We start from the raw sequence: 9,666 nt of genomic DNA, 5'->3' as shown, positions 1-9,666 counted from the left end.
TACCAGCTCCTCTAGCTTGGGGTGCTCGACCCCGAGTTCAAGTGTACCTTTTGCTATTTCATATGCGGTTCTTAGATGCTCGTTTTGAAGAAGATCCCTTAACCCAACACCTCTACTTCTACTCTGAAGCCTCTCCACGAAGGGTTCGTCGAATACTCTGGTTTGGCTCTCAGATCTATAAGGTACTTCATCTTAGGCGGCACACCGATTCCGCTTCCAAGACCTAGCATATGTAATCTATTGACATATTCTTTGATCGCCTCCAGCAGCTCGCTTCTAACTCTATTTAGAAGGGGGTTGAGTTGAACTTCGACCCACTCGATGGATGTCTTCTGGATATAGCGTGCCACGTCTTTGCTATCCTCTCGCCTCGCTTCTATTCTTCTCACCCTAAGGTTGTGAAGAATCTCTTCTACCTTATCTTTTTCTTCTGGTAGTGATGCGGTTAAGCCCACTCTCCTTAAACTTGGGTTTTCAGCCATTTTCACACTGATCTTGGTATAGGCGTAGTCGCCCACGGCTCTATGTGCTTCGTCAAAGATTATGAGCGAGATGTGTTTGGGGTCTATCAGCCCACGCTCCAGATCAGCAGCCATTATCTGGGGTGTTGCGCATAAGACACGCTTGGACCAAGCGACGATTCTATCCTTTAACCCCATTTCACCAGTAACTACAGCAACATCGTCTTGCTCCACGTTAAGCATCTTGGAAAGAAAGTCTTTATGTTGAGAAGCCAAAACCCTAGTCGGCGCAAGCAGTACGCACTTCTTATCAGGGTGTCTGTAAAGCATCTCTGCGATAACGAGAAGAGCGATAGCGGTCTTGCCTAAGCCTGTAGGTAGCACAATAAGAAGGTCTTCTTTTAAGGAGAGGTTAAAGAGCTCTATCTGATACTCTCGCCTCTCAAGAACTCCGCTCTTTAGTAGAGGGTGGCTTACCCACTCTGTATGCAAGAGCGACGCCTTCACGCTTCAGCTAAACCGTTTACTGCGCTGCCTAAGGTCTGCAGACGGCTTTTCATATAGATCGATTAGGCGCCGAAGTGCTTCACTCCTCGGCTTACTTCTGAACTTCATCAGGATTATGAAGCCCATCGCTCTTATCTGCAAAGGGTTGACGCTATATATACCCTACTCTACGTAAAGAACCGTGCGATAGACTTCCAACCAAAGTACCCCACGTGAGCGTAGACGAGGTTCAGAAGCATCTTACCAGATACCGCCGCAATGAGTGCTTTCAATTTTGGGTACTTCATTGCACCGAGTGGTATCCAGATCATGTCATCTGGAGTAAGGGGGGTGGCTGCAAAGGCGAAGATTAGGAGAACGCCATACTTATCCAGTTTCATTCGCCAAACATCCAACCTACCTTTCCACTTATTTGGAATAACATATCTACCGCCTAAACCAATATAGTAATGTAGGAACTGTCCAATCCCAGCGCCTAACCCACCTAACAAGCCTACTGCTATAGGGTTGAGGGTTGCTCCTAGCAGCGCTATTACGATGTATGAGGGAAAGAACGATATAAAGAGGCTGCTTGAGCCGAGAACTCCAGCTATTAGTGCGCCCACGTAACCAAGGTTTGAAACCAGTTTTAGTAGGACCTGTAGGTCGAGCAAAACTACGCCCACCGATCTAGACAGAGTGCTCGAAGTAGTCCACTTTTAGCTGCAGGATACCTCTAAGTGAGGCGAGCTTTTCGCTTATCTTCTTTATTTCAACGCTGGATCCTCTAGCAACTATGATCGCTAAACACCTAGTCTCATCCAGATGGATGTGTAGTGTTGAGGATACGATGCTACGGAAGCTATGTTGGATGTCGGTTATCTTCTCATCAAGCCCCCCAACTTCGTGATTATAGATCATTAGGATCACAGCTGAGCCGCTTGATTCAGGCGCTGCACTCCACTGGAATTCGCTTATAAAGTTCCTCATCGCCGCTTGTATAGCCCTTGAGCGTTCGGTGTAGCCTATCGATGCTGAGATCTTGTCGAAGAGCACCAGCAGCGCTGGCGGTAGGGATATGCTGATTCTCTTGACCAGCTCCCTCTTCTCCTTCAACACAAAGAGGCTTCTTAAGCCCTACCTATAAACTTGATGAAAGCCACGCTTACAGCCTTCTAATTAGGAAGAGTATATCTGAGAGGCGATCTAGAAGGTAATCCGGTTTGATTTCAAAGTCGCTTAGTGATTTAATGAAGGTGCTCTTTAGGGCTGCGACGAAAACACCAGCAGCTCTACCAGCCTTTATGTCAATTGAGCTGTCTCCAACAAAGAGCGTCCTAGTCGGAGATGCATTTACTTTATTCAAGACCCACAGTATGCCATCAGGATACGGCTTCAATCTTAACCCATCGTTTCTTGTTAGGATGATGTCAAAGAATCTCTTTATGTCGAATCTGTTTAGCATAAAGTCAGTAGCCTTCCTACCGTTATTTGTAACCAGAGCGGTCTTGAGACCATCATTTTTAAGCACCTCTAACACATGCTTGGTGTCTTCAAATAGTGTTGTAGAGGTCGCAGCCTCCATTTCATAGAGGTCGATCACTTCGTTAACTTGTGCCATAACGTGATCGAGATTCAGATTGAGTGAACCGCTCTTCTTAACTTGAACGGCGATTTCGTCAAATATGTCTTGGGTAGGTTTCTGTGCAACATCAAGTGGTAGGGATATTCCAAGCGATGCTAGAAGACATAGTACACTCTGCTTCGCCTCAGCAAAGCGGTACCTAAACTCTACCAAAGTGCCGTCGAGATCGAATATAACTAGATCCAAGGGGAGACTACTCAACCTCAAGCCCCACACTTAACTCCCTATAGTTTAAGCCCAGTTCACGATAAGCTCTACAAACCAGCTCGTTAACATCTTGAGTGTAAGGGCTTAAGCGGAGTAGGTGCCCTACGCATCCTTTCCTACAATCCGATGAGCCGAATCTTTTGATCGGTTTAGCTTGCAATAGAGATCTTCTGGTTGAGTTCACATTCTATCTTTGCTGCGGTTTCAGCATAAAATACCTTGACTATTCTACCGGAGCCGCTAAGGAGCCTATCGATATGCCAGAAGATCTTTTTATTAACCCTCAGATGCCTTTCTAGACGCTTCTCTAGGCTGGTTGAGCCTCTACCTAACGCTGAGCCTGTGTAAACGTAGTAGCCCTTTGGGAGATTCCATCGTAGCTCTGGTCTGGGCTTGATTGACTGTCCTTCCCCTAATTTTATCAGCAGAGTATACACCCCTCTACTCAAATTAATCAGCTCGCCCTTTGCCGATCAAGATTAGGATCACGAGCCCAACAAAACCTAAAGCCACAATAAGAAGGGTTATTGGGAACAAGAGTTCGGATGAACCGTTGGCGGCTAGCGCTACTAAGCACTCAAGCATACCGCTTACCTCTATACCCCACATCATACCGATAGAGAAATATTAAAGGTTAAGTATAGGCTATTATGAGGCTTAGTAGCAGAAAGGTGCGCCAACGGAGATGAATGCGAAGCAAGGTGTCTTTTGATGCTGGCGATCTTCGACTTAGAAGGTGTTCTAGTAGATGGAGAGTTCCTACCCGAGCTTGCAAAGCTCAAGGGTATTGAAGATAAGATCTGGGATATAACAATGAAGGGTATAAGGGGAGAGATAGATTGGGAGCAAGGACTTTACTTAAGGATACAAGAATTAAGGGGGCTGAGTTACAGCGATTGTGTAAATGTATCCAACGCACTTAGACTTATGCCCGGTGCAAAAGAAGCCTGCAAAACACTAAGAGAGATGGGGTTTATGCTGGCTTCTGTCTCAGGCGGCTTCACCCTGCTGGCTGAGAGAGTCCAGAAGGAGTTAGGCTTAGATTACTTCTTCGCCAACGAGCTCGTTTTCGTAGGAGACCGCCTAGATTCCGTAGTTATAAGAGTCAACTCGAATAAAGCAAATTCGATACAAGGTTTGGTTAAAACGCTGAAGGAGCCGAGAGAGCAGATAGTAGCGGTAGTCGATGGTGCAAACGACCTCACACTCTTTGAGCTGGCTCAACTAAAGATAGCCTTCTGCGCCCAGCCGATTGTTGAGTCCAGAGCGGATGTAGTCATAAGAGAGAAGGATCTGCGCTTAATCATACCAGCTATAAAGAGGTACATCAAGAACTTAGAGGATAACGGTGTGAAGATTCGAAGATACAAACACTGATTGCTATCTTGTTAACAAAAAAGAAAACCTCAATCAACGCAGCCAAAAACAAATTAAGTTAAGCATATATCTCAGAAAATTTCTCTTAAACTTGATAACCCATTGATGTTGGTGAACGCGGTTTGATTGAAATCCGCTGGCACGGGCGGGGTGGGCAAGGTGCTGTGACCGCTGCGGAGCTTCTTGCACACGCTGCTATAAATCAAGGTTGGTATGCGCAAGCTTCACCATCTTTTGGTCCCGAGAGACGTGGTGCGCCTGTTCTGGCATTTAATAGGTTAGATAAAAAGCCCATAGGTGTGCGTTCGGAGGTCTATGAGCCAGACGTGGTCATAGTTATCGACTCTGGTCTTCTAAGAATGGTGAATGTTCTAGAGGGGCTCAAGGAAGGAGGAGCGGTGATAATAAATACGAGCAAGTCGTTAAATGATCTTAGAGGAGAACTGGGCGTGAACTGCAGGCTTGCTGTAATCGATGCAAGAAAGATAGCGCGTGAAACACTAGGAGTACCGATCGTTAATACGACGATGCTAGGCGCCGCTGTTAGAGTGATAGGGTTGGTGGACCTGCACTTTGTTTTAGATGTTGTAAGAGAAAGGTTCGGTGGGAAAGCGGGCGAGATGAACGCCAAGGCGGTGACGAGAGGGTTCAACGAAGTTGTAGTAGGTGAGTAGAATGAGTGAGAGCAAACCAACGGTTAAGACCTTACCGATAGCAGGAATAATCTTTGTACCAGGCTCAGCGAAGCAGTATGAGACAGGGTCGTTCAGAAGCCAGAGACCGATTCTAGATGCAAAGCTATGTACTAAATGTGGGATGTGCTGGGTGTACTGCCCAGATGGAGCGGTCTTCATCAACTCCGAGGGGATGTATGAGATCAATCTGAAGTACTGTAAAGGATGTGGTATATGCGCTGAAGAATGCGCGAGGAAAGCCATCAAGATGGTCGATGAGGAGGAGTGATGTGAGTTGAGTAGGAGGATAGCTATAGAATGCTCCCACGCAGCATCGCTTGCTGTTAAACTAGCAAACGTAGATGTGATCGCAGCCTACCCAATAACACCTCAGACACATATCGTAGAGCGCCTAGCGGAGTATGTGGCAAACGGTGAGCTGGATGCGGAGTACATAAACGTCGAATCAGAGCACTCAGCCATGAGCGCTTGTATAGGTGCGAGCGCTGCTGGTGCTAGAGTCTACACATCTACGGCTGGGCAGGGCCTTGCTTTGATGCATGAGATGCTCTTTATTGCCGCGGGTAATAGGCTTCCCATCGTTATGGGCGTTGCTAACAGATCTCTTTCACCGAATCTGAACATCTGGGGTGATCAGAGCGATATGATGGCTTCAAGGGACTGCGGTTGGATCCAGATATACGCTGAAAACGCACAAGAAGTCTTTGATCATACGCTACAGGCGTTTAAGATAGCTGAGGATGAGAGGGTTCTCCTTCCTGTGGCGGTCTGCTTCGACGGCTTCCACGTGACACATGTGATAGAGCCTCTGATCGCGCTCGATCAAGAAGAGGTGGACCGCTTTCTGCCTAAACATAGGAAGGCTATTTACAGACTTACGCCAGATCAGCCGAGCACTTGGGGTCCTGTATCTGGTCCGGATATTCAGACGGAGCTGAAGGTTCAGAACGAGTGGGCGCTTAACGCATCTAAGGCTGTGATCTTAGAAGTTTGGCGTGAATTTGGTGACCTTTTTGGTCGATACTATGCGCCTCTGGAGACATATAGGCTTGAGGACGCTGAAGCAGCCATACTCATAGCAGGAGGATTCGCCGGTACAGGGCGGATGGCTGTGGACAAGATGAGGAATGAAGGTAAGAAGATAGGTCTAATCAAGCTCAGACTCTACCGACCCTTCCCGATTCAAGAGATAAAGAATGTGCTGAGCGGAGTTAGGGCTGTAGCGGTTGTGGATAGAGCCATATCTGCTGGGGGGTTGGGAGGGCCTATTTACGGCGATATACGGAACATATTGTATGATGAGAGGGATCGACCAGCTGTTCTGAGCTTCGTAGCTGGCTTAGGTGGCAGAGACATAACGATAAGGGATTTTACCAAAATAGGTGAGCGGGCACTAGAAGCGGTTTCTAAAGAAGGACACGAGCATACAGTAGAATTCATCCAAGCGAGGGTGTAGAAATATGGCTGTACAAGCATTCAAGAGCATAAAAGATATACCGCTCGAGGAATACTTCACATCAGGTCACAGAGCATGCCAAGGTTGCGGAGAAACAATCGCTGTTAGACACGTTTTGAAAGCCGCTGGACCTAATGTGATTGTTGTAAACGCTACAGGCTGCCTTGAGGTAGTTTCTTCACCCTATCCATATACCGCTTGGGCTGTGCCCTGGTACCATGTAGCATTCGAAAACGCGGCCGCTGTCGCTTCTGGCATAGAAGCAGCTCTGAAGGTTCTGATGAGGAAGAAGGTTATGCCTGAGAAGAAGATTCACGTAGTATGCTTCGCTGGCGATGGAGGCACAGCGGATATCGGCTTCCAAGCGCTTTCAGGAGCTCTTGAGCGTGGCCACGACTTCCTCTACGTCTGCTTGGACAATGAAGCCTATATGAACACGGGGATACAGAGATCTAGCTCTACGCCTTATGGCGCCTGGACCACCACCTCACCTCCTGGTAAGGCAAAGCCTGCGGGTCAGATGACATTCAAGAAGGATCTTCCAGCGATAGTCGCTGCACACGGCATACCCTATGTTGCTACGGCTACGGTAGCCTATCCTCTAGATCTGATCAACAAAGCGAAGAAGGGGCTTGAGGTCGAGGGGCCTGCCTATCTACATATCTATACGCCTTGCACACCTGGTTGGCGTATCCCAAGCGAGAAGGTTATTCAAGTCAGCAGGTTAGGCGTGCAGACAGGTGTCTTCATTCTTTACGAGGTGGAGAATGGGCAGTTTAGGCTGACGGTTAAACCTGCGCGCAGAAAGCCTGTTGTAGAGTATCTTAAGATGCAAGGCAGGTTTAGGCACCTATCTGAGAAAGATATAGAGCTTATCCAAAGATACGTTGACGAAAGGTGCTCCAAGTATGGGCTCCCGCCTGTAGAAACCTCTACGGCTTAGATTCATCGCTAACCCACTCTTTCTCAACCACACCCGTCTTTAACGCGGTGTATCTAGCGGCGACGTAAAGTAGCGAAGAGAGCCTGTTCAGATACTTTATTGAAGGGAGAAGGTTCGGCGCTGACCTCGCCATCTTCACTATGGTCCGCTCAACCCTTCTGACCACACTTCTCGCAAGGTATAGTGAGGCTACTTCTGGTGTTCCATCCGGTAGCACAAATCTACGGTATTCTGGTAGGTCTTTGGCTAGAGAGTCGAGTTGCTCCTCCAGCGCTTTCACCATGTCTTCGCTTACACGGCTTCTGTTTTGAAGAGGGGCTATGACATCTAAGCCGATTAGGAAAAGATCTTGCTGGACCCTCTCTAACATACTATCAACTTCAGGCAGCTTTATGAAGCTTCTTGCGAAGCCTACTATGCAGTTAGCTTCGTCGAGCTCACCTAACGCGTTTACCCTTGCATCATCTTTACCGACCCTAACCCCTCCTAGCAGGGTAGTTTCGCCTCTATCCCCGCTTCCAGTATAAAACCTGGGCATACGCAATCTTAGGGTAAAGTTGGATTAAAATCCTTAGCTACACTAATCAAGATAAGATATCAAAACCCTTTTAATCAACCACTTGACAATATTAACGTGTATGACGCTGGGCTTCGTCATATTTTATAGGGTAAGGGAGCTATCGCCTAAAGAGCTGGAGGATTCGAAGAAAAAGTGGGAAGATTTCAAGCAGAAAAAATGGCCAAAGGGGGTTAAACTGGTGGGCGAATACGACCACGCTTTCGGAATAGGGTACAACGGCTTCTTCGTCGTCGAAGCTGAGGATTACAACACGTTCCTAAAGTTCTACGACTCCTTCAGAGATCATACAAGATGGTATGTTACAGAGACCAGAACTATAACTGGGGTCAAGCAGTAGACCCCTCCTCCTATTTTTTTCTTGTCTTTTCTTCTTCTAGCACATGTTTTAACCAATCCTCTAATGTGACTTCTGGTGGGCGCTCATACGTCTTTTCAAAAGCGCATCTGCTGCACTTAACATAGACTTTTACAACGTTCCTCACAGGGTTCTTACTTGTGCTGATCTTAAGTTTTCCACCACAGAGTGGGCAGACGGATTCTCCGCTCATACTTTAGTGCTACCCTACCCCAGATATATGAAGTTTAAGCGAAGCCCTTTTTGAGTAGGTCATCTAAGGCTTCTTCAGCCAAAGTAAGGTTTGATGCACTCACTACCATGAGGTTAGAGTCTTTGTTGAGTATGGCTATGCAGATACCATTCATCTGCAATACTTCCTTCTCTTCGACAGAGGCTTCTTTCAGCAGGTTCTCTTTGAGCATCTGCTTAACCATGCTGGCTTGCTCTACATCGGCTAAGTCGATCTGCCAGTAGAGTAGATGCTCTCCTTCACTTAGGTAGAGGGTGGCGTTATCGCCTAACCAAGAGTATGCTACCTTTTGAGCTACCTCTGAGTCTAATGTGCGTGTCAAAAAGAGTTTGAGGAAGAATGCGCCTAGAACATCTGGGTAGTATATGCGCCAGCCTTCGCTTAGTGGTGTTGGGTTCTGTGGATATCTCGGCTTAAAGCCTTTCACGTAGAGATCTGGGTTTAGGATTTCAGCGGTAGATGATGGTGGGTCAGAGTGGGCTTGGTCTAAGGCGCTCCAGCCTCCAGCAAGATATAGGGTGTAAGCAAACCTTTCGCCGAAGACGTAGGGGAAGTAGGTCAATTGGTCTATGAACCACGTGTCTAACCGGCTCTTAGGCTGCCCAAGATTCGACGTGGCCAGAGATATTCTGCCAGTCTTGTTCGATGTGTAGAGATCAGCAACCAAGTCAGCTTCACCCTCTATAAAGGCGCTCCAAGCGAGCTGAGCATCTAACCACATAGTCTGCGGCTGCCTAACCCTATTATATTGGAGGAGGTGCATATATTCGTGGGCAAGCACTCTTCTACTATCCTCAGATCCGGGGCTGAAATAGTCTCGAACGATGTAGAGTGTGTATGCTGAGGAGGCCGCTACGACGAGCCCAGCCCTCTCCCTCTCATACCCGGTTATGGAGAAGTCTTTAGGTGCTAGGAGAAGGGCTTTATAGAGGGCTTCTCGCGCAGCCTTTAACTCATCTACGCCCCCCTCAGCCTTCGCTTCGAAAAAGCGTTTATCGACGATCTTAACCACTACAGGCTCAGAGGCTGTGAGGTTGCGTATCCTAGATATGTCAGCCCTAACCTCCTCAAAGAGCTTCTTAACCTCTTCCTCGTATTCGTCTACCCTCCTTACTTGATTTAGGTAGGTGATGGAGACTAAGATCAGCACCGTAGCGATGATAACTGCGTATGCCGCTACCTTTAACCTAGGTTTCAAGTATGTAAATAGGTGTGGCTAAAAGCATTTA

The 9,666-nt window shown here is 47.4% G+C and carries 17 protein-coding genes; 6 read left to right on the top strand and 11 right to left on the bottom strand.

Annotated features, from left to right (window positions below; all coding sequences use genetic code 11):
• Positions 1-98: 98 nt before the first annotated feature.
• Genes HA494_01660 through HA494_01625 form a run of 8 tightly spaced genes read right to left on the bottom strand, consistent with a single transcriptional unit; the run spans position 99 to position 3,408 of the window.
• The gene (locus HA494_01660) at positions 99-953 is read right to left on the bottom strand and encodes a DEAD/DEAH box helicase (protein ID NHV96486.1); all 855 of its coding nucleotides are present in this window, start codon (positions 951-953) and stop codon (positions 99-101) included.
• Between the two features lie 18 nt (positions 954-971).
• Positions 972-1,109, bottom strand: a complete 138-nt coding sequence (locus HA494_01655) for a hypothetical protein (protein NHV96485.1) — start codon at positions 1,107-1,109, stop codon at positions 972-974.
• A 26-nt stretch (positions 1,110-1,135) separates the two neighbouring features.
• Complete coding sequence (locus HA494_01650; GenBank protein ID NHV96484.1) at positions 1,136-1,633, bottom strand: VTT domain-containing protein; 498 nt, start codon at positions 1,631-1,633, stop codon at positions 1,136-1,138.
• A gap of 4 nt (positions 1,634-1,637) precedes the next feature.
• A complete protein-coding gene (gene nikR / locus HA494_01645; GenBank protein NHV96483.1) occupies positions 1,638-2,063 on the bottom strand; it encodes a nickel-responsive transcriptional regulator NikR in 426 nt (141 codons plus the stop codon).
• 49 nt (positions 2,064-2,112) lie between these two features.
• Positions 2,113-2,778, bottom strand: a complete 666-nt coding sequence (locus HA494_01640) for an HAD family hydrolase (protein ID NHV96482.1) — start codon at positions 2,776-2,778, stop codon at positions 2,113-2,115.
• A 7-nt stretch (positions 2,779-2,785) separates the two neighbouring features.
• Positions 2,786-2,959, bottom strand: coding sequence for a hypothetical protein (locus HA494_01635; protein NHV96481.1), 174 nt, complete (start codon positions 2,957-2,959; stop codon positions 2,786-2,788).
• A complete protein-coding gene (locus HA494_01630) occupies positions 2,949-3,248 on the bottom strand; it encodes a GIY-YIG nuclease family protein (protein NHV96480.1) in 300 nt (99 codons plus the stop codon). The genes HA494_01635 and HA494_01630 overlap by 11 nt, the downstream gene beginning before the upstream one ends.
• Position 3,249: 1 nt before the next feature.
• On the bottom strand, positions 3,250-3,408 hold the full coding sequence (locus HA494_01625) for a hypothetical protein (GenBank protein NHV96479.1): 159 nt from the start codon (positions 3,406-3,408) through the stop codon (positions 3,250-3,252).
• Positions 3,409-3,510: 102 nt separating this feature from the next.
• Here HA494_01625 and serB point away from each other — a divergent pair, with 102 nt between their 5' ends.
• The 5 genes from serB (at position 3,511) to HA494_01600 (ending at position 7,270) form a co-directional block, all read left to right on the top strand.
• The gene (serB, locus tag HA494_01620) at positions 3,511-4,176 is read left to right on the top strand and encodes a phosphoserine phosphatase SerB (GenBank protein ID NHV96478.1); all 666 of its coding nucleotides are present in this window, start codon (positions 3,511-3,513) and stop codon (positions 4,174-4,176) included.
• 122 nt (positions 4,177-4,298) lie between these two features.
• Positions 4,299-4,850 (top strand): hypothetical protein, encoded by a 552-nt coding sequence (locus HA494_01615; GenBank protein ID NHV96477.1) that lies wholly within the window; start codon positions 4,299-4,301, stop codon positions 4,848-4,850.
• A gap of 1 nt (position 4,851) precedes the next feature.
• Positions 4,852-5,139 carry a 4Fe-4S binding protein gene (locus HA494_01610; GenBank protein NHV96476.1) on the top strand — a complete coding sequence of 96 codons (288 nt, stop codon included), beginning with the start codon at positions 4,852-4,854 and terminating at the stop codon, positions 5,137-5,139.
• A 6-nt stretch (positions 5,140-5,145) separates the two neighbouring features.
• Entirely contained in the window at positions 5,146-6,327 is a 1,182-nt protein-coding gene (gene porA, locus HA494_01605) for a pyruvate ferredoxin oxidoreductase (protein NHV96475.1), read from the top strand.
• Between the two features lie 4 nt (positions 6,328-6,331).
• Positions 6,332-7,270, top strand: coding sequence for a pyruvate synthase subunit beta (locus HA494_01600; protein ID NHV96474.1), 939 nt, complete (start codon positions 6,332-6,334; stop codon positions 7,268-7,270).
• Here the strand turns inward: HA494_01600 and HA494_01595 are convergent.
• Positions 7,260-7,808, bottom strand: a complete 549-nt coding sequence (locus HA494_01595) for a cob(I)yrinic acid a,c-diamide adenosyltransferase (GenBank protein ID NHV96473.1) — start codon at positions 7,806-7,808, stop codon at positions 7,260-7,262. The genes HA494_01600 and HA494_01595 overlap by 11 nt on opposite strands.
• Positions 7,809-7,908: 100 nt before the next feature.
• On the opposite strand from HA494_01595, the gene HA494_01590 reads away from it, so the two are divergent.
• Positions 7,909-8,187, top strand: a complete 279-nt coding sequence (locus HA494_01590; GenBank protein NHV96472.1) for a hypothetical protein — start codon at positions 7,909-7,911, stop codon at positions 8,185-8,187.
• Positions 8,188-8,197: 10 nt separating this feature from the next.
• On the opposite strand, the gene HA494_01585 is transcribed toward HA494_01590, so the two are convergent.
• Positions 8,198-8,398 (bottom strand): hypothetical protein, encoded by a 201-nt coding sequence (locus HA494_01585; GenBank protein NHV96471.1) that lies wholly within the window; start codon positions 8,396-8,398, stop codon positions 8,198-8,200.
• A gap of 34 nt (positions 8,399-8,432) precedes the next feature.
• Positions 8,433-9,635 carry a hypothetical protein gene (locus HA494_01580; protein ID NHV96470.1) on the bottom strand — a complete coding sequence of 401 codons (1,203 nt, stop codon included), beginning with the start codon at positions 9,633-9,635 and terminating at the stop codon, positions 8,433-8,435.
• Between the last annotated feature and the right edge of the window lie 31 nt (positions 9,636-9,666).

The sequence above is a fragment of the Nitrososphaerota archaeon genome, assembly GCA_011605775.1.
In the GTDB taxonomy this organism is placed as follows: Archaea; Thermoproteota; Nitrososphaeria; order Nitrososphaerales; family JAAOZN01; genus JAAOZN01.
This window is presented reverse-complemented; position numbering and strand designations above follow the sequence as displayed.